The sequence below is a fragment of the Rhodococcus sp. ACS1 genome (assembly GCF_002300155.1).
GTDB classification, from domain to species: Bacteria; Actinomycetota; Actinomycetes; order Mycobacteriales; family Mycobacteriaceae; genus Rhodococcus_F; species Rhodococcus_F koreensis.
This window is the reverse complement of the sequence record NZ_NSDZ01000005.1, coordinates 719,672-738,509: the sequence shown is the minus strand read 5'-3', so window position 1 is coordinate 738,509 and position 18,838 is coordinate 719,672. Positions and strand designations below refer to the sequence as shown.

Sequence of the window (18,838 nt, the reverse complement as noted above, 5' to 3'; positions counted from 1 at the left end):
CACGATCATGGCGAAATTGACCGGCGGGCAGGTGGTCGCCCAGGTCCTGAAGCAGTACGGCGTCGAATACGTCACCGGCATTCCCGGCCACGGCATCTGGTCGCTCACCGATGCGTTCCTGGAGAAGGGGTCCGAGATCCCGTTCATCCAGGTCTACCACGAGCAGAGCGCCACACACCTCGCGGACGGGTACTACCGGGTGTCCGGCAAGCCGATGGCCGCGGTGGCGTCGATCGGGGCGGGCGCCGCGAACACGGTGCTCGGTCTCGCGACCGCGTACAGCGACTCGACGAGCCTGCTGTGTATCACCGGCGGGCCGCCCACCCACATGCGCGGGCGCGGTCTGCTCCAGGAACTCGAGCGGCACACCGACAACGGCTTTCCGCAGGTCACCGACGCGGTGTCGAAGCGCAGCTGGGTCGCCACCCGCGTGGAGGAACTGCCGTTCATCATGCACCGCGCGTTCAGCACGATGCTGACCGGTCGCCCGGGGCCTGCGCACATCGAGGTGCCGATGGACGTGCAGGCCGAGGCCGCCGACGTGTCCCTGCACGACCTCGCGCGACGGCTGCCGGTCGGCCTGCAGCAGCCCGACCCGCTGGCAATCGACAAGGCCGTCGACGTGCTCCGTGACTCACGCCGGCCGGTGATCGTCGTCGGCGGCGGCGCCATCACGTCCGACTCGGCCGACGAGGTGCTCGCCCTCGCCGAGGCGTGGCAGATCCCCGTGGTCACCACGTGGAACGGCAAGGGCGCGTTCCCGGAGGACCACGCACTGTTCGCGGGCAGCGTCGGCCAGACCGGCACGATCGTCGGCAACGCCGTCGCCTCTCGCGCCGACGTGGTGATCTCCATCGGATGCCGGTTCACCGACTGGTCCTCCTCCAGCTACGCGCAGGGAGTGACGTTCTCGATTCCGCCGGCCAAGCTCATCCACATCGACATCGACCCACACGAGATCGGCAAGAACTACCCGGCCGAGGTCGGCATCGTCGCCGACGCCAAGCCGACCGTCGCCGCGATCGTCTCCTCTCTCCCCCGCAGCAGCGCCGACCGCTCCGAATACCTCGCCGAACTCGAGCAGTTGAAGGCGGAGTGGGAGGCCAAGCTCGCGGGCCGACGCGATTCCGACCGGTTCCCGTTCACCTCGCAACGCCCCCTCGGTGGCCTGCGGTCCGTGATGGAACGGGACGGCATCATCGTCGCCGGCTCCGGCAACACCCAGGGCGCCGTGAAGCAGACGTTCCCGGTGTATCACCCGCGCACGCACCTGACCTCGGGCGGATTCTCGTCGATGGGGTGGGCCGTGCCCGCCGCGATCGGCGCCAAGCTCGCCGCCCCCGACCGGCAGGTCGCGTGTGTGCTCGGTGACGGCGACTTCCTCATGACGTCGCAGGAGATCGGTGTCTGCGTGCAGCACGACATTCCTGTGGTCTTCGTGGTCCAGGACAACGCCGGCTTCATGTCCATTCGGGGCGGCCAGCGCAAGCAGACCAGCCGGCACATCGGCACCGAGTTCAACCGCCCCGACGGCACCCCGTACAGCCCCGACTTCAAGGCGCTCGGCCAGTCGTTCGGCCTCGAATCGTTCCGGGTGGACGACCCTGCCGACCTCGAGAGCACGTACCGGAAGGCCTTCGACTCGAAAGCGCCTGCCCTGATCGAGATCCCGACGGATCGTGACGCCGCCGGACCGTGGGTTCCCGGGTGGTGGGACTTCCCCGTCCCCGCGTACATCGACGACGAACGTCAGGACGAGTACTGGGCGACCCGAGCCAAGGAACAGCACCTGTGAGAACCTCGGGCCACGATCAGATCGACGCGTATTCACCGCTGCGCGAGGGCGCGGTGGTCGAGGTGGGCGACTCCGACACGGTCACGGCCGATGTCGTGGTCGTCGGGTCCGGGATGGGTGGTTCGACCCTGGCGTGGGCGCTCCGGGATCGGGACGTCGACGTCCTGGTCGTCGAACGCGGCCGGTTCCTCCCCCGCGAGGTGGAGAATTCGCAGGCCGCGGAGATGTTCCTCGAGGGCCGGTACAAGACCGCCGAACCGTGGTTCGACGGCAGCAACGGTGAGCCGTTCCAGCCCGGTGTGTACTACTGGGTGGGCGGCAACACGAAGTTCTACGGCGGCAGCCTCCCCCGCTTCCGCGTCACGGATTTCGAGGAGACGCAGCACTACGACGGCGTCTCACCGAAGTGGCCGTTCAGCTACGCCGACCTCGAACCGTTCTACGCCGAGGCGGAGCGTCTCTACCAGGTGCACGGCAGCGACGGCGAGGATCCGACGGAACCGCCGCGGTCGACTCCGTACCCGTTGCCGCCGCTGCCGCACGAGCCGACGATCGAGCGTTTCGCGTCCTCGCTGCGCAAACAGGGTCTGCACCCGTTCCACACGCCGAACGGCATGAACCTGACTACGCAGGAGCATCGCCGGCAGTCGACCGCGTCGGACGGCACCCCGTCGCAGACCGACCACAAGAATGAAGCGGAGAACCGCGCGCTGCGCCCCGCCCTCGAGTCGGACCGGGTACGCCTGCTCACCGAGGCCAAGGTGACGCGCCTTCTCACCGACGCGAAGGGCACGCGAATCGTCGCCGCGGAGGCCGAGTTCCGTGGTCGCACGATCCGGATCACCGCCAACCAGTTCGTGGTCTCGGCGGGCGCGGTCAACACCGCGGCGCTGCTGCTCCGCTCGGCCGACGAGCGGAACCCGGACGGTCTCGGCAACTCGTCGGGACTGCTGGGCCGGAACTACATGGTGCACAACAGCACGTTCTTCATGGGCGTCAACCCCTTCCGGACCAACACGACCGCGTGGCAGAAGACACTGGGCATCAACGACTGGTACGTCGCCGGCCCGGACAACGAATTCCCGCTCGGCAATCTGCAGATGCTCGGCAAACTGCAGGCCGCGCACGTCAAGGGGGCACGGCCCTGGGCCCCGATGTGGGCGCTGAAGGCGGTGGTGGATCGCAGTCTCGACATCTACCTCACCACGGAGGATCTCCCGGCGCGCAGCAACCGGGTCCAGGTCGACGGCGACCGGATCATCGTCGACTGGACGCCCAACAACACTGCGCCGCACCGTGAACTGGTTCGCCGGGTCTCCGCGGCGGTCCGCAGGGCAGGGTATCCGATCATCCTCACCGAACGGATGGGGATCGCGACGAACTCGCACATGTGCGGAACCGCGGTCGCGGGGACCGATCCGGCGGCGAGTGTCCTCGACCCGAACTGCCGCAGTCACGACGTCGACAACCTGTGGGTGGTGGACGGGTCGTTCTTCCCGTCGTCGGCGGCGCTCAACCCCGCGCTGACCATCGCAGCCAACGCGCTGCGGGTCGCGCCCCGCATCGCGTCCGCCGCAGAATAACGTCGCTCCGCGGCCCTTCCGATCACGTCGCGCCCCGCTCGACGGGTGCGACACGGAGGAAGGGTCCGCGGATCGTCGCTGTCACCACCGGCTAACCGAGCTCGTACACCCGACCGGTCTGGATGCCGTACACGGACTTGACGAAGGCGCGGGCGACGTCGGCGACGGGAACGGGCGTGAACCCCGGGAAGTAGTCGCCGTAGACGTCGAGGGATTCGGTGACGACGGAGGGGCGTTGCGCGGGGTCGGAGCATCCACGACAGCCGCGCCGATGCGGCCGGTTCCTCCGACGACGAGGGTCTTCATTGGTGAACTCCCAGGTGTTGAAGACATTCCTGTGCGTGTATCGGCCATGGTGCCTGAACTATTCCGGGCCCGTTATCGTCTGACCGATTCCGGGACTGTCGCGACAAGGGAATGACTCGCACCGAGGCGCGCCTTCCGCATCACCGGTGGCCCGATGACCGCGACCACGAGTGCCAGCAGTGCTGGGATCATGAGTGCGAGAGTCAATCCGGCGTGGACTACGACAGTGCCGATGAGGACCGGTCCGACGAGCAGTCCGCCGTACCCGAGCATGTTGACGATTCCGATGTTGGTGCCGCTTCGGGCCGGGTCGATGCGACCGGCCGTGGCCAGCACCAGCGGGACGATGGGAGCGAGCCCGAGGCCGAAGACGAAGAGCCCCAGCAGCGCGGTGTACGCATGGGGCAGCGCGAGGGTGAACGCAAGGCCGAGAGCAGCCAGAAGTCCCGAGGTCGCGGTCACTGCCGTCGCTCCCCATCTCCGCGTGAGTGCGTCGCCACCGAGACGGCCGACCAGTTGGCCTGCCGAGAAGAACGCGAAGGCGAGCGCAGCGACTGCCGTGGTGGTTGCGAGTTGTTCGTGCAGGTACTTCCCGGTCCAATCCGATGACGCCTCGCCGAGCATGGCGCACAGACCGGTGCATCCGAGGGCGACGGCCAATAGTGTGCTCGCCGACCGTGCCGGACTCAATGCGGCGGCCTGCCCACCAACGCATGCGCGATCGTCGATCGTCCTGCCACCGTGGCCTTCTGGAGCCTCGGGGAGGTACCACCGGCTCAGGACGATCACCGCAAAGGCGACGCCGATCCCGTTGACGGTCAGGCACAGCACCGGATTGTCAGGCGCCATCCTCATGAATTGGGCACTCACGAGGCCGCCGACCAAGCCACCAGCCGGCCAGGCCGCGTGGAATGCAAGCATCGTCGACCGCCCGAGGCGACGCTCGACTGCTACACCATGAGCATTCACGCTCGTGTCCGTGGCGCCGCGCAGAACCCCCATCGCCAACGCGGCCACTCCCAGTGACGCTGCCCCTGTTGCGAATCCGACAGGCAGCAGCGATACGGCGTACAACGCCGCCGACAGTCGCAGCGTCCACTTCGGCCCCCACCGGTCGACGACACGACCCGCCGCGATGCATCCGACTGTGGCCCCGATACCGATGTAGAGGGCGACGATCGCGTACTGACCGTCGCTGACCTGGTTGCGGCCCTGGATCAGCGGAACGTTGGACGCCCACATTGCGACGGTGTACCCACCGAGGAAGAACGAGGCGAATGTAGCCAACCGCGCATTCCTCACCGTGACGAGATTCCCGATCGAGTCGTCCGTTGCGTTGCACACATGCCCTCCAGAACCGTCGATCATTGGATCAATGCTGTCAGAGGCCGTCGACAACATTGCGACCTCTAGTTTATTGTCGACAGATCGTTCATCGCAGCGGATCTGCGCCACGTAGCGCGCCCGCTGGTTTGCCGAGGGCGATGTTCTCACACCCTGCGGGACAGTCGATCCCGCCGAATGGATAGGTTTCCCATGCGAAAGATTTTTCTGGCCTGCCCGTACAGCCACGCGGACGAACGTGTCGTCCACGAGCGCTTCCTCGCCTGTAACGAGGTCGCCGCGACGATCGTCGAGTCGGGCAACGTCATCTTCAGTCAGGTGTCGATGTCGCACCCGATCAATCTGGCCTTCAAGACAATCGACCCCAGCGAGGTGGGCAAGCTGTGGGCACCCGTCGACGCCCACTTCATGGAATCGATGGACGAGTTGATCATTCTCGACGTGGACGGGTGGGATCGGAGTTCGGGATTGACGTCCTCTCGGCCGTGAACGACCGAGATTCCCCTCGGGACTCGCGTCCCGAGGTTCCTGTTTCACCGACAGTCGCCACCCCACACCTTAGGTGCGGGGTGGTCTCACACCGTCTCCGCAGGCTGCCACCGCCAGTCCGACGGCCAAAATGTTCCTTGCCGCGTTCACATCCCGATCATGGACGACGCCGCACCGGCATGTCCACTCCCGCACGTTCAGCGGCATCGCCCCGGCGACCTCCCCACACGCCGAGCAGGTCTTCGACGACGGACAGAACCGATCGACCGCCACCACCCGCCGCCCGTACCAGTCGGCCTTGTACTCGAGCATCGACCGGAACTCCGACCACCCCGCATCCGAGATCGCCCGAGACAACGACCGATTCTTGACCATGTTCCGCACACTCAGATCCTCGATGGCGATCACTTGATTTTCGCGCACCAGCCGAGTGGAGAGTGTGTGTAGATAATCGCGACGCCGATCGGCGATCCGACCATGAATCTTTGCGACCTTCAGTCGGGCCTTGGCCCGGTTCCGGGATCCCTTCTGCTTCTTGGCCAGCATCCGCTGCGCCTTCGCCAACCGCGCACGGTCCGCGCGCTCGTGGCGCGGGTTGGTGATCTTCTCCCCCGTCGAGAACGTGTACAGGCTGGTGATCCCGGCATCGAGCCCGACCACCCGATCGGCCGGCTCGAGTTCGGCGATCGTGTCCTCGACGAGAATCGAAATGTGGTACTGACCGCGAGCATTGCGCGACACCGTCACCTGCGACGGCACAGCCCCCTCCGGCAGCGGCCTCGACCACCGAATATCCAGGGGTTCGGACTGCTTGGCCAACCGGACCTGCCCACCCCGGTAGGTGAAGCAGTTCGAGTAGTAGGTCGCCGAATCCTTCGACCGGCCCTTCCTCTTGAACTGCGGGTAGCCGGTCTGCTTGCGCCAGAACTTCTCGAACGCGCCCTGCAACTGCCGCAGCGATTCCTGCAAACGGCCCCTTCGACGGCTCCGCCAACCACTCCGTCTCGGCATCCCGCTTCCATCCGGTGAGCATCTTCGACGTGTCGCTGTAGGTCACCCGACGCTGCTCCTGCGACCACGCCCGCGTCCGCTCCGCCAACGCCCGGTTGTAGACGTACCGGGTGCACCCGAACGTCCGAGCAAGCTGTTCCGCCTGCACCGCAGTCGGATAGAAACGGTACTTGAACGCCCGCTTCACCACCCTCCCCGCCATGACCCAGACACTAACCCCACGGTCCGACAAAACCAGATCGGCTGATCCCGGACCTGAAGGACCGGGTTTACGCCGAAAAAATCACGGATCAAGCGAGAGATCGAGTTCTTCGAAATCCGTGGCCGTCGCGTCAGCCTGTGGTCGAAGGTATCGGACGAGTTCGTCACGGAGACCGCCCGCGCCTGAGGCAGTGCCTCGGTTCGTCCCGTCACGGACGGCGGTCGGGTACCGGCCGCCGTCCACCGACTGGCGCCACCGTCCATGCGTACGTCAGGCCGAAGGCTCGGACTCCCAACGCATCCGAGTGCCCGGCGGGCGTGAGCGAGGAAGCACACGCAGAGAGCGGCGACGGCGTGCCTCGTCCCGTCTCGCACGCGGGATCATCGTCTGCCGGTCGCGCTCGGTGGTTCCACCCCACACGCCGTACGTCTCGGCGGCCGTGACGGCGTGGTCTGCGCATGCTCGCCGTACGGGGCAGCCCAGGCAGATTTCCTTGGCCGCTCGTTCTCGGCGGGCACGGGCAGCTCGCTCTTCGCCGTCATGCGAGTAGAACAGCTCGGTGTCCATCTGCCGGCACAGTGCGTGGATCTGCCAATCCCATTCCGGAGTAATCGGTTTGGGAAGAATCAACGCCCGAATCGTGGTCATCGTCAGCTTTCCCGCCCCGATGCGGGAGGTCCGGTTTCGGACCCGACCACGGGGCGAAGGCATTGCGAGGGCCGACCGGAACCGAGGCGCCCAGCCAGTGTCCGGTCAGCGGTGTGCAGTCGGAAGTCAGTGGTCGACGAGTGCGCTGACACCCACCTCGAGGCTTCTCCGTCCGTCACGGGTGCGGAACGGTGTCCGGGCCGCCGCCGACTCTGTGCACAGCGCCGCGGGGTCACGGTCGAGCCAGTGGTCGATCGCCACCCGGATTCGTTCCCGCAACGGCCGGGGTGCCAGGCGAAACGCCTCGACCTCGGTGGTCACCGCGAACTCGCCGACAACACGGGACCCGCGCTGCACCACTGGGTGGTCGCTTCGATGATCAATCCGGCGACCTCGCGGTGCGCGAGGTCGTTGGGAATGTCGTGGTAGCCACCGGGGATCGCGACGGCACGGCACTGGTGGAGTTCGCTCGCAAATTCCGATGCCTTACCAGGTGCGGCGAATGCGTCGTGCTCGCCGTTGATCAACAGGATCGGCATGATGAGGGCCGGAAGGCCCGTGCGGACCTTGCATCCGGCGACGGCGAGCGCGCTCCACAGGTTCGGTTCGGCTGGGGCGGTGTCGAATCCGAGCGGATCGTTCGCGAGCGCGTCGAGGTATTCCTCGTCCTTCGCCATGATCAGATCGGTGCGTCCCTCCGCCTCGGGAGGCAGCCCCCAGAGCGGCGCACCGGTCATCACCAGGCCGGTGCGGGCGGTCGCGGTGCGCATCGCCAGCAGCGCCCCGGTCAACGCGCCCAACGAGTGCCCGACGATGACGACGGGCAGGTCCGGGTGAGTGCTCGTCATGAGATCGAGCAGGATGCCCGCGTTGGACGCGAGTTCGTCGACGGAGGGGAACATTCCCGGGCGGCCGCCGGTGTGGCCGTGTCCGAGATGATCCGGGCCCCACACCTCGATGCCCGCATCGGTCAGTTGCCCGGCCAGCCGGTGGTAGTGCCCGGTGTGCTCCCCGAAGCCGTGCAGAAGCAGCACCTGGGCGTGGGCTGACCGGGCAGCCCAGTGCCGGTAGTAGATCTTGTTGCGTACGCCGTCGAAGAAGGGCACGTCACGCCTCCGGTGCGGTCGAGTCGGGGGCCTGCCCGTCGGACAGGTCCTGGAACCAGGTCGGCGACGTCAGCCACTTCAACGGGATCGGGGGGCTGGGGTAGCCGGCGACGAGGATGGTGTTGGCGTGCACCGAGTAGTCCCCGGTCTGGACGAAAACCTTGACCCGGTCGCGTAGTTGGTAGAACTCGGGCAGATAGCGCAGTTCGTGCACGTTCTCCTCCCCCACCAGTTCGGAGACGAATTTCCGGCCCTCCGGGTTGGCCCGGATCATGTCCTCGGTGACGATTGCCGCCTCGAAATCTCCGGCCTCGCACAGCACGGAGAGCACGTCACCGACCGAGGGCAGACCGGGAGCGATGCCAAGATCGATCGTCTCGACCTGCGGCGACAGCGGCACCAGACTGGCCGCCGAGGTGCCGCTTCCGGCATCGGCGATGTAGACCATCTCGCCGTGGCGTAGCTGGCTCACCACTGCCGCCAACCGCTCGTGCAACAGACGGACCTTCGGTGCCATGGATGTGTCCTCTCCTCGTGGTGGAATCGCCGCGATCCGCGGCCGGAACGACCGATCGACCTCGGCCCGTTGAATGCCGAATGTGCTCTAGTCGACAATCGACTAGAAACGTAAGCCGGGCGACGGCATCCGTCAAGAGGTGTTCGGCCCGGCAAATCGAGGCTTGACCCGGCCGCCCGAAGCACGCACACTAAACGTGTCGGTCGATTGTCGACAAAGGATCAATCCCCTGCGCGGCGCGACCTGTTTCCGCGAAAACCACCCTGAAGGAGCGAACTATGGGCCAGCTGCTCGAAGGCAAGACAGTAATCATCACCGGTGCCGGAGGCGGGATCGGCCTGGCCACCGCGCTACATCTGCACGACGAGGGCGCCCAGGTGGTCGCCACCGTCCACTCCGAGGCAAGCTTGCCGCAGTTGAAGGTGGACGACGACCGCCTGATCGCCAAGGTCGTGGACGTGACCGACGAAGAGCAGGTCAAGAGTGTTATCGACTTCACCGTGCAGACCTTCGGAAAGCTCGACGGCATCGTCAACAACGCCGGCGTCCTCAAGCCCGGGACAATCCTCGACGCCAGCGTCGAGGACTTCCAGAAGACGTTCGACGTGAACGTCAAGGGAGTATTCCTCGGGACGAAGTACGCCATCCCCGAGCTGCTCGAGGCCGGCGGCGGATCGATCGTCAACTTCGGCTCGATCAACTCGATCGGCGCGGAGAAGTTGCTGACCACCTACACCGCGAGCAAGGGTGCGGTGCTGACGCTGACCAAGGCGGTCGCCCTCGACTTCGGCGCGCAGGGCATTCGGGCCAACACCCTGTGCCCGGGCTTCGTCGACACCCCGCTGAACGTCCCGCATTACACCGCCCTCGGTGGCCGTGACGAGCTCGAGGCCGGGCTCCCCGACTTCCAGCCGATCGGACGCGCCATCCTCCCCATCGAGATCGCCCACTCGGTCGCGTTCCTACTCTCGGATCACTCCACGGCCATCACCGGCACGGCGTTCGTGGTCGACGGCGGTGTCCTCGCCGGCGCCTGATCACACCTGACGTGCGGTGGAGGCCCGGGAGCCTCGGGCCTCCACCGCACGTCCATTTGACAGCGGACGTGATGCACGCCACTATGACAAAATGTCGACAATTAGACGAAATGAGGTCGACTCCGATGACTTCCATCAGCCACGATGTCACCGAGCACGATTCCGTCGATGTGCTCGTGATCGGCGCGGGTCCGTCCGGCGCAGTGGTCACCCATACGGCCGCGACTGCCGGCCTGAACGTCCTGTGCCTCGAACAGGGCGACTGGGTCAACCCCAGCGATTTCCCCGCCAACCATCCGGAATGGGAATTGCTGATCCAGCACGACTGGGCGCACGACCCGAACGTGCGCGCACTGCCCTCCGATTATCCGGTGGATATCCGCGACTCCGACATGTGGCCGGTGATGTTCAACGCCGTCGGCGGCAGCTCCATCTACTACGGCGCCGAGTGGCCGCGACTGCTGCCCTCGGACTTCCGGGTCAAGACACTCGACGGCGTCGCCGACGACTGGCCGATCGCCTACGACGACCTCAAGCCGTACCACGACGAGGTCGACGCGTTCATCGGCGTGTCCGGCGTCGACGGTGACACCGCCTACCCCGACGGGCTCGAGTACCCGCTGCCGCCGCATCCACTGGGCAAGCCGGGAATGAAGGCGGCCGAAGCGGCGAACACACTGGGCTGGCACTGGTGGCCCGGTACCAACGCGATCCCGAGCCAGAAGAACAAGACCCTCGAGCAGTGCGGCCGCTGGGGGGTGTGCGAATGGGGTTGCCCGCAGGGCGCGAAGGCCTCCTTCGATCTGATCTACATGCCGCAGGCGCAGCAGGCCGGTGCACAGGTGCAGACCGGGGCGCGCGTGCGCAGGATCAGAACCGACGACACCGGGCGGGCAACCGGTGCCGAGTGGATCGACCGCGACGGCACCGTCCACTTCCAACCGGCGAAGTCGGTCGTATTGTGCGCCAACGGAATCGGCACACCCCGACTGTTGCTGCTGTCGGCGGACGAGCGCAACCCGGACGGGCTCGCCAACTCCTCCGGGCTGGTCGGCAAGAACCTGATGCTGCACCCGAACTGCACCGCGGTCGGCTACTACGAGGAGAACCTCGAGAGTTGGCGCGGCCCGGCCGGACAGCTGATCCACTCGATGCAGTTCTACGACACCGACACCTCCCGCGGTTTCGTCCGTGGTGCGAAGTTGCACGCGCTGCCGACCCCGGGACCGCTGAACACCATCGAGACCCACCGCCAGCTCGACTTCGACGAGCTGTGGGGACCGGCCGTCCACGACGTGGCACGCGCGTCGTCGAACGGCATCCTGTGGGCAGCCAACGTCGAGGATCTACCCGAGGAACACAACCGGGTCACCCTCTCCACGGAGGAGTTCGACTCGGACGGGCTGCCCGCGCCGAAGGTCGAATACCGGGTCAGCGAGAACACCCGCAAGATCCTGAAGTACACCGTCGAGCGGATGGTGGAATTGCACAAAGCGGCAGGCGCCAAGCAGATAATCACCCAGGAACTGTGGGTCGATCAGCCCGGACATCTGCTCGGCACCGCCCGGATGGGCGACGACCCGGCCACCTCGGTCGTCGATTCCTTCGGCCGCAGCCACGACGTCGACAACCTCTACATCGCCGACGGCAGCATCTTCGTCACCTCGGGCTCGGCCAATCCGACCTGCACCATCAGCGCTCTGGCACTGCGGGTGGGCCGCAAGGTCGTCGAGGACGTCACCGCAGGAAAGGCCCAGGCATGAGCACCACACCCATCGAACTGAAGACCTCGGCGCCGCGGCGTCTGTCCGTGCCGGTTCGCACGCTCCGCCCGCCCCGGCAGCTGTCCGAGGACGAGTTGACCATCCTGTTGCGGATCGCGGACAGCCTCATCCCCGAATCCGGAGAGAATCCCGCCGCCAGCAAGGCGCAGGACTATCTGCGGTATCTCGATCTGGCGCTCGCCGCCCGCGCCGACGTCTTCGACGCGGTCGTCACGGCGATCAACGACGTCGCGGATCTCCACGGCGGCGAACTCCACGCCCGGTTGAAGCGCATGTGGGCCGAGGACAAGGTCACCTTCGACCCGCTCTCCTCGATCGTGGCCGGCGCCTACTTCATGACCCCGCAGGTCAAGGCGCTGATCGGGTACCCCGGACAGCACCGGGACGCTGCCGGATTCGAGGACGCCGCCAACGAGTTGTCGACCGGCATCCTCGACCCGGTGATCGAACGCGGATCCATCTACGTCTCCGCCACCGGGGAGTGAGGCCCCCAGGCGGGTCACCAGCTGATCTACTGTCGACAAGACACCTGCAACCCGAGTAGGACTGATACCACCTCGTCGAGTGAGCAACCACGAGGCCGAAGCAAGAAAGGACAACGGAATGACTCTGTCACCGAATCGTCCGGGGTCGACAGTGGGCCGCGACGAGGGGGAGATTTCCCTCGGACGAATCCAGCAGCGCACCACGCCCGGCACCGTCGCGGGCGTGCTGCGCACCGCCATCCTCGACGGCACCCTCGCCCCCGGCAGCCAGCTGCGGGAGGCACACATCGCCGCCGATCTGGGAGTGAGCCGGGCACCTCTCCGCGAAGCCCTGGGCATCCTCGCCGACGAAGGTCTCGTGGTGAAGATCGCCTACAAGGGCGCCTTCGTCGCCGAGGTCAGCGCCCAGGGCATGGCGGAGATCGCCAGCCTGCGCAAGCGCCTGGAACCGTATGCGATCGAGCTGGCGATGCCACGGCTGGCGGCCGGTGGCCGCACGAAGGTCATCCGCGCGTTGCAGGACATGGCTCGCGGCGCCGACGACGGCGACATGACCCGAACCATCGACGCCCACATGAGCTTTCACCGCGTGTTCTACGAGCTCTCCGAGCACGGGCTGCTGCTCGACCTGTGGCGCAGCTGGGAATCGCAGTTGCAGCTGTTCCTGTCCGCCGATCACCAGTCTTTCGCCGACCTGCACGACGTGGTCGCCGAGCACGAGCGGCTCCTGGCGATCATCGACACCGGCGACATGGACGCGATCACCCGGGAGATCGATCGTCACGTGCACGGTCCCGCATCCGCCCTGGACGCCGTCGACACCGTGCGCGAGGCCGCTTCCGCCACGCATGCGTGAGTACGTCGACTTCCTGGGCGGTCAGCCGCCGTACGACGAACTCGAGTCGACCGACCTCGACGCCCTGGCACGCCTGGTCGAGGTCGAGTTCTTCCCGGCCGGGACCCGCATCATCGAGGCCGGCGAAGCCCCGTTGTCGCACTTCTACGTGGTGCGCACCGGGGAGGTCGAGGTCGTCGACCGGGGACGGGTGATCGACCTGCTCGGGTCCGGGGAGACCTTCGGGCAGATCTCGGTCCTGTCCGGGCTGCCGCCGCCCCTGGACGTGCGGGCCGCCGAGGACAGCCTCTGCTACCGGTTCCCGGACCCGAGACCGATCCTCGCTCACCCCGAACGTCTGCAATTTCAGCACTACAACACCCTCGTCACCCGGGAACGCCTCACCCGGTCCGGCCTGGTGGATCAGGCACTGCGCGCCGCCCGCCATCAGATGCGCCCGGCCGTGTGGTGCCCCGTCGGGGCCACCGTGTCCGAGGCCGCGGCGGTGATCACCGACGCCGCCCAGTCCTACGCCCTGCTCGACCGTGGTGGGGAGATCGGGATCGTCACCGACAGCGACTTCCGGCGCGCCCTCGCGACGGCGTCGTTCGATCCGCACGCTCCCGTGACCACCATCGCCTCCTTTCCTGCCGAATCCATCGGTGCCGATGCCCTGGTGGGTGACGCCTTCCTGCGCATGATCGAGTGCGGACTGCACCACCTGGTGGTCCGGGGCGCCGCCGACCGGCCCGTGGGCGTGCTGCGGGTGGTCGACCTGGCCTCCGCCGAGGTACGCAATCCACTCGTCATCCGCCGCGCCGTGGACGACGCCCACACCATCGACGAACTCGCCGCCGCGGCCGCATTGCTGCCCGGCACCTGGGTCGAGCTGTACGACACGGGCGTGGCACCGATGCACATCGCCGGACTTCTCTCGGCAGTCGTGGACGCCCTGTTGCAGCGGCTGGTCGAACTCACCGACATCGGTGACGACTGCGTGCCACACCGGACGTCCTGGTTGCTGCTGGGCTCGGTGGCACGCCGGGAGCCGCTCCCCCGCTCGGACGTCGACACCAGCCTGGTCTGGGAAGACCTACCCGGAGAACGCAATCCGGCGCGGAAATTGCAGCGCTGGGCTGGGCGCGTCCTCGACAACATGGAGCGGTGCGGGCTGGAGCGCTGCGTCGACGGCGCCAATGCCACCAACCCGGAGTTCGCCCGCTCCCGCGCCGATGCCGTCTCCACCGCCACGTCGTGGATCCGCAATCCCACCCAGCACAACGCACTGCTGCTGTCGTCGATGATCGCGGACAGCCGCCCGGTGACCGGGCTGTCGCTGGGCCGCTCGGTGTCGGATGCGATGCTGGCGACCACCCGGAGCCACGAGTACCTCTCGGCGCTGCTGCGCTTCACCGTCTCGAGCCGCCCGCCGGTGGGTTTCGTCCGCAACTTCGTCGTCGAGCAGTCCGGCGCCAACCGCGGCCACCTCGACCTCAAGGCCCGCGGACTGGTCCCGATCGCCTCGCTCGGGCGGTGGATCGCCGTCGTCACCGGCGACGACCGCGGCTCGACGATTACCCGGTTGCGGCGGGGCGGCGCGTCGAACCTGCTCACACCGGACGAGACCGAGGTCCTCGTGCAGGCCTTCGAGTACATCTACGGGCTGATCCTCGGCCGGGAGATCGACGCGATCAAGACCTCCACTGCCGCGACCACCTGGGTGGCGCCGAATCAGCTCGACTCCCTGACCCGTCGTTACCTGCGGGAGGCGTTCCGCGCCGTCGCGGAGGTGCAGAATCGGCTCGAGAGCGAGTGGGTGGCGCGACTGCCATGACAGTGCGCTGGAGACGACGACGCGAGGACCCTCTACGAAAACCGTGGCGGCAGAGCGAATATCTCGTCGTCGACCTCGAGACCACCGGGCTGGACCTGAAGAAGGACACCATCGTCTCGTACGGCGCCGTCGTCATCCGAGACGGCCGGGTGATCACCGCCGAGAGCGTCTACGACCTGGTCCGCCCCCGGTCGGCAATGTCCCCGGAGGCGATCGCCGTCCACACCCTGCGCCCGGCAGACGTCGCGGATGCGCCACCGCCGGATGCCGCAGTGCACACTCTCGCCGCCCTGATGACCGATCGGGTGGTCGTCGCACACTCGGCGTGGGTCGAGCAGGCATTCCTCACCCGCGCGTTCCGGGACGCCGGCATCCGGTTTCGGGTCCCGCTGATCGACACCGCGGCCCTGGCCCGCGCGTGTGGCACTGCGCCCGCGGGTCAGCGCGGCGACGCGGGTCTCGAATGGCTCGCCACCGCGCTGGGACTCCCCGTCGTCGATCCGCACCACGCACTCGGTGACGCCGTCACCACGGCGCAGGTCTTTCTGGTGCTGGCCTCCCGCCTGAGCGGCCGCGGATACGACACCGCTCGATCCCTGGTCGATCTGACCTGCGGGGACCGGGGTCTGTTGTCCCCTCCGAGCGGGCGGTAGCCCAGCCGAAACAGTCAGTGATTGAGATCACACGCATCTATGGTAGATTGTCGACAGTTGCTCAAAGAGCGGATAGACTTCCCCTTGTGCGGCTACCCCCGACCCCAGCCTCGCCGCACTGCCGAGGCTTTCTCGACACCGACCAGTGAGGTCAGCATGGCCACAAAACCCGAAGAGCCGACCGTGTCCACCCAGCCCCCCGCGCCCGGACCCGACTTCGAGTCCGCGCCCACCGGGACGCCCACGGACTCCGACGCCGCGTACCTGGAAAAGCTCGGGTACAAGCAGGAGCTCAACCGCACACTCGGACTCTTCTCCGCGTTCGGAGTGCAGTTCACCTCGATCGCGATCGCCTCCGGCATCTTCACCACCCTCATCGTGGGATTCGGATTCTTCGGCCCCGCCTCGTTCTGGTCCTTCCTCGTCGGCGGCGGCCTGCAGGTGTTCACCGTGGGCCTGGCAGTGGCACAGCTGGTGTCCGCCTACCCGCTGGCCGGCGGTGTCTACCAGATCACCGGCCGGATCACGGGCAAGCCGTGGCTTGCCTGGCAGACCGGATGGTGGCTGCTCATCGCCCACACGGTCGCAGTCACCACCGTGGCGGTCAGTATTTCCCCGTTCATCGCCGGATGGTTCGGCGTCACGTTCGACGGCCCCGCCGACACCCTGCCCTGGGCACTGGGTCTGATCGTCCTCGGCACGATCATCAACATCGCGGGCGTCAAGGTCGCCGCGGTGCTCAACAACATCGGCGTCGTCGCCGAGGTGCTGTGCGTGGTTGCACTCGTCGGCGTCCTGCTGGTCGTCAAGCATCCCACCCAGCCGCTGTCCTTCCTGAGCGACTCCGGCGGAACCGCCTCCGGCGGGAACTGGTTCGTCCCGTTCCTGTTCGCGATGATCCTGCCCGCCTACGCGATCTCGTCCTTCGATGCCACCGGCAACGCGTCCGAGGAGACCAGGGACGCTGCCCGCAAGGCCCCGATGGCATCGGTCATGGCGAACGTGTCGTCCTACGTGGTCGGCGTGTTCATGGTCGCCCTGATCATGCTCGCGATCCAGGACCTGCCCGCGGTGATGGACAGCGACACCCCGGTCAAGCTGATCCTCGACACCGCCGTCGGCTCCGCGTTCGCGAACATCTTCGAGGCCGTCGCCATCATCGCCCTGTTCGCGGCGCTGGTGATGTTGCAGCTCACCGGAATCCGGGTCCTGTGGTCGCAGGCCCGCGACGGTCAGGTGCCCGCCGCACACTGGCTGCGCAAGGTCAGTGCGCAGCGCATCCCGATCAACGCCACCCTCACCATCTTCGCCCTGTCGGTGATCTTCGCCCTGTGGTCGTCGCTGCTGTCGGTACTGGCCGCCATGACCGCCCTGGCCTGGGGACTGGCGTACGGCGTCGTGGTCACCGTCGGCCTCTGGGGTCTGGTCAAGCGCAAGCTGCCGAAGCACCCGTGGCACTACGGATTCCTGAGCCCGCTCATCTTCGTCCTGGCCATCGCCTGGTCGGTGGTGCTGTGCGCGCTGCTGATCTACTCCGACCCCACCCACGTCGGAATCGGCATGCTGCTGGTGATCCTCTCCGGCGCAGTCGTGTACATGACCATCCCCAAGAGCCGACGCGGCAAGTCCATCGACACCCTGCAAGGCCACCTGTAACCCCACCCGCCGACAAATCGCAACCGAGGAAAGGTTTCACATGTCGTCCCCCATCCAGCTCACCAACATCATCGACGGCAAGGCGGTGACGGGATCGTCCGACAAGATCCGCACGGTCCTCAACCCCTCCACCGGCGAGGTGGTCGCCGAGCTCACCGAGTCCACGATCGAGGACGCCGACCGGGCGGTCGCCGCCGCCCGCGCCGCCTTCCCCGCCTGGTCCGCCAAGACCCCCGGCGAACGTTCGCAGATCCTGCACGAACTGGCGAATCTGCTCGAGGCCAACCTCGACGAACTCGCCCACCTGGAAACGATCGACGCCGGCAAGCCCACCACCGCGGCCGCCGGTGACGAACTGCCCGGGATCGTCGCGGCGTTCCGGCACTTCGCCGGGGCGGGCAGGACACTGGCCGCCCAGGCCGCCGGCGAATTCGTCGCCGGCAACACCAGCTTCGTCCGGCGTGAGCCCCTCGGCGTCGTTCTCGGCATCACCCCGTGGAACTTCCCGCTGTGGCAGGCGGTCTGGAAGCTTGCCCCCGCCCTGGTCGCCGGCAACACGGTCGTGATCAAGCCGGCCGAGCTGACCCCGATCGCCACCACCCGGTTCGCCGAACTCGCGCAGCAGCTGCTGCCCGCCGGTGTCCTCAACGTCGTACACGGCAAGGGCAGCGTCGTCGGCGATCACCTGGTACGCCACCCCGAGGTCAACCTGGTCTCGTTCACCGGCTCCACCGCGGCCGGTCAGCGCATCGCCGAGGCGGCGGGCGCGACGCCCAAGCGTCTGGTGCTCGAACTCGGCGGCAACGCTCCGGTCGTGATCTACGACGACATCGACCTCGAGGCCGCGCTGCCGATCCTGACCAACGGCATCCTGTTCAACGCCGGCCAGGAGTGCATGTCCGCCACCCGCCTGCTGGTGAGCGAGAAGATCCACGACCGGTTCGTCGAGGCGCTCGCGGCCAGCCTGGCCGCCACCGAGATCGGGGACGCGGCCGACGCGTCGACCGTCCTCGGCCCGCTGATCTCCGAAGGCCAGCGTGCCCGGGTCGCCGAGCTGGTCGACCGGCTCCCCGCCCACGCCCGCGTCGTCACCGGCGGCAAGGCCGTCGACGGTCCGGGTTACTTCTACGAGGCCACCCTGATCGACGGGTTGCAGCAGGACGACGAGCTGGTCCAGGAGGAGATCTTCGGACCGGTCGCGACGGTGCAGACCTTCACCGACGAAGCCGATGCCCTCGCCAAGGCCAACGCGGTCGAGCAGGGACTGGCCGCCTCGGTGTGGACCCGCGACATCGGCCGGGCCCTGCGGAACGTCAACGCCATCGAGTCCGGGGTGGTCTGGGTGAACAACCACATGGCCGTCGGACCGGAAGGCCCGCTGGGCGGCTTCAAGGGCTCCGGCTACGGCAAGGAAGGCGGCGCTGCGGGGCTCGAGGAGTTCACGCGAGTCAAGCAGGTCATCGTCAGCCTCTCCTGACCCGTTCCTCGTGATCGCCCGTTGATTGCCGGAGTGCGCCACGCCATGCCGAAAGCATTGGCGTGGCGCATAATCC

The 18,838-nt window shown here is 67.2% G+C and carries 16 protein-coding genes and 1 pseudogene; 11 read left to right on the top strand and 6 right to left on the bottom strand.

The genetic code is table 11. The annotated features are described in order from the left end of the window. The first annotated feature begins 7 nt into the window (after positions 1 to 7). Positions 8 to 1,795 carry a thiamine pyrophosphate-binding protein gene (locus CJ179_RS24135; RefSeq protein WP_072939182.1) on the top strand — a complete coding sequence of 596 codons (1,788 nt, stop codon included), beginning with the start codon at positions 8 to 10 and terminating at the stop codon, positions 1,793 to 1,795. Further along, positions 1,792 to 3,378 (top strand): GMC oxidoreductase, encoded by a 1,587-nt coding sequence (locus CJ179_RS24130; protein WP_095863115.1) that lies wholly within the window; start codon positions 1,792 to 1,794, stop codon positions 3,376 to 3,378. Before CJ179_RS24135 ends, CJ179_RS24130 begins: the two co-directional genes overlap by 4 nt. A 378-nt stretch (positions 3,379 to 3,756) precedes the next feature. On the opposite strand, the gene CJ179_RS24120 is transcribed toward CJ179_RS24130, so the two are convergent. Further along, positions 3,757 to 4,971 (bottom strand): MFS transporter, encoded by a 1,215-nt coding sequence (locus CJ179_RS24120; protein WP_179377638.1) that lies wholly within the window; start codon positions 4,969 to 4,971, stop codon positions 3,757 to 3,759. Between the two features lie 249 nt (positions 4,972 to 5,220). Here CJ179_RS24120 and CJ179_RS24115 point away from each other — a divergent pair, with 249 nt between their 5' ends. Further along, positions 5,221 to 5,517: a DUF1937 family protein gene (locus CJ179_RS24115; protein ID WP_095863113.1), complete on the top strand. Its 297-nt coding sequence runs from the start codon at positions 5,221 to 5,223 to the stop codon at positions 5,515 to 5,517. Positions 5,518 to 5,586: 69 nt separating this feature from the next. On the opposite strand, the pseudogene CJ179_RS24110 reads toward CJ179_RS24115, so the two are convergent. From CJ179_RS24110 to CJ179_RS24090, 5 genes and pseudogenes are all read right to left on the bottom strand, one after another. Continuing rightward, positions 5,587 to 6,730, bottom strand: a pseudogene (locus tag CJ179_RS24110) (RNA-guided endonuclease InsQ/TnpB family protein). A 270-nt stretch (positions 6,731 to 7,000) separates the two neighbouring features. Beyond that, entirely contained in the window at positions 7,001 to 7,378 is a 378-nt protein-coding gene (locus CJ179_RS24105) for a WhiB family transcriptional regulator (RefSeq protein ID WP_095863112.1), read from the bottom strand. A 126-nt stretch (positions 7,379 to 7,504) separates the two neighbouring features. Further along, a complete protein-coding gene (locus CJ179_RS24100) occupies positions 7,505 to 7,699 on the bottom strand; it encodes a hypothetical protein (protein WP_143051412.1) in 195 nt (64 codons plus the stop codon). Continuing rightward, positions 7,696 to 8,484, bottom strand: a complete 789-nt coding sequence (locus CJ179_RS24095) for an alpha/beta fold hydrolase (RefSeq protein WP_095863111.1) — start codon at positions 8,482 to 8,484, stop codon at positions 7,696 to 7,698. The genes CJ179_RS24100 and CJ179_RS24095 overlap by 4 nt, the downstream gene beginning before the upstream one ends. Before the next feature lies 1 nt (position 8,485). Further along, positions 8,486 to 9,001, bottom strand: a complete 516-nt coding sequence (locus tag CJ179_RS24090; protein WP_072939200.1) for an RbsD/FucU domain-containing protein — start codon at positions 8,999 to 9,001, stop codon at positions 8,486 to 8,488. 278 nt (positions 9,002 to 9,279) lie between these two features. Here CJ179_RS24090 and CJ179_RS24085 point away from each other — a divergent pair, with 278 nt between their 5' ends. The 8 genes from CJ179_RS24085 (at position 9,280) to CJ179_RS24050 (ending at position 18,762) form a co-directional block, all read left to right on the top strand. Then, positions 9,280 to 10,038: an SDR family NAD(P)-dependent oxidoreductase gene (locus CJ179_RS24085; RefSeq protein WP_095863110.1), complete on the top strand. Its 759-nt coding sequence runs from the start codon at positions 9,280 to 9,282 to the stop codon at positions 10,036 to 10,038. A gap of 125 nt (positions 10,039 to 10,163) precedes the next feature. Continuing rightward, on the top strand, positions 10,164 to 11,801 hold the full coding sequence (locus CJ179_RS24080; RefSeq protein WP_095863109.1) for a GMC family oxidoreductase: 1,638 nt from the start codon (positions 10,164 to 10,166) through the stop codon (positions 11,799 to 11,801). Beyond that, positions 11,798 to 12,307 (top strand): hypothetical protein, encoded by a 510-nt coding sequence (locus CJ179_RS24075; RefSeq protein ID WP_072939208.1) that lies wholly within the window; start codon positions 11,798 to 11,800, stop codon positions 12,305 to 12,307. Before CJ179_RS24080 ends, CJ179_RS24075 begins: the two co-directional genes overlap by 4 nt. Before the next feature lie 118 nt (positions 12,308 to 12,425). Next, positions 12,426 to 13,163: a GntR family transcriptional regulator gene (locus CJ179_RS24070; protein ID WP_072939211.1), complete on the top strand. Its 738-nt coding sequence runs from the start codon at positions 12,426 to 12,428 to the stop codon at positions 13,161 to 13,163. Beyond that, positions 13,156 to 14,976, top strand: a complete 1,821-nt coding sequence (locus CJ179_RS24065) for a putative nucleotidyltransferase substrate binding domain-containing protein (protein ID WP_072939214.1) — start codon at positions 13,156 to 13,158, stop codon at positions 14,974 to 14,976. Before CJ179_RS24070 ends, CJ179_RS24065 begins: the two co-directional genes overlap by 8 nt. Next, positions 14,973 to 15,629 (top strand): PolC-type DNA polymerase III, encoded by a 657-nt coding sequence (locus tag CJ179_RS24060; RefSeq protein WP_083395641.1) that lies wholly within the window; start codon positions 14,973 to 14,975, stop codon positions 15,627 to 15,629. Before CJ179_RS24065 ends, CJ179_RS24060 begins: the two co-directional genes overlap by 4 nt. A gap of 183 nt (positions 15,630 to 15,812) precedes the next feature. Continuing rightward, entirely contained in the window at positions 15,813 to 17,285 is a 1,473-nt protein-coding gene (locus tag CJ179_RS24055) for an APC family permease (RefSeq protein WP_373560159.1), read from the top strand. 40 nt (positions 17,286 to 17,325) lie between these two features. Further along, complete coding sequence (locus tag CJ179_RS24050) at positions 17,326 to 18,762, top strand: aldehyde dehydrogenase family protein (RefSeq protein WP_095863107.1); 1,437 nt, start codon at positions 17,326 to 17,328, stop codon at positions 18,760 to 18,762. Positions 18,763 to 18,838: the final 76 nt, after the last annotated feature.

Excerpts from the sequence above, each read along its gene's own strand:
- CJ179_RS24135 (WP_072939182.1), top strand. The coding sequence starts at position 8 with ATGGCGAAATTGACCGGCGGGCAGGTGGTCGCCCAGGTCCTGAAGCAG.
- CJ179_RS24090 (WP_072939200.1), bottom strand. The coding sequence starts at position 9,001 with ATGGCACCGAAGGTCCGTCTGTTGCACGAGCGGTTGGCGGCAGTGGTG.
- CJ179_RS24115 (WP_095863113.1), top strand. The coding sequence starts at position 5,221 with ATGCGAAAGATTTTTCTGGCCTGCCCGTACAGCCACGCGGACGAACGT.
- CJ179_RS24060 (WP_083395641.1), top strand. The coding sequence starts at position 14,973 with ATGACAGTGCGCTGGAGACGACGACGCGAGGACCCTCTACGAAAACCG.
- CJ179_RS24075 (WP_072939208.1), top strand. The coding sequence starts at position 11,798 with ATGAGCACCACACCCATCGAACTGAAGACCTCGGCGCCGCGGCGTCTG.
- CJ179_RS24085 (WP_095863110.1), top strand. The coding sequence starts at position 9,280 with ATGGGCCAGCTGCTCGAAGGCAAGACAGTAATCATCACCGGTGCCGGA.
- CJ179_RS24065 (WP_072939214.1), top strand. The coding sequence starts at position 13,156 with ATGCGTGAGTACGTCGACTTCCTGGGCGGTCAGCCGCCGTACGACGAA.
- CJ179_RS24080 (WP_095863109.1), top strand. The coding sequence starts at position 10,164 with ATGACTTCCATCAGCCACGATGTCACCGAGCACGATTCCGTCGATGTG.
- CJ179_RS24070 (WP_072939211.1), top strand. The coding sequence starts at position 12,426 with ATGACTCTGTCACCGAATCGTCCGGGGTCGACAGTGGGCCGCGACGAG.
- CJ179_RS24050 (WP_095863107.1), top strand. The coding sequence starts at position 17,326 with ATGTCGTCCCCCATCCAGCTCACCAACATCATCGACGGCAAGGCGGTG.
- CJ179_RS24105 (WP_095863112.1), bottom strand. The coding sequence starts at position 7,378 with ATGACCACGATTCGGGCGTTGATTCTTCCCAAACCGATTACTCCGGAA.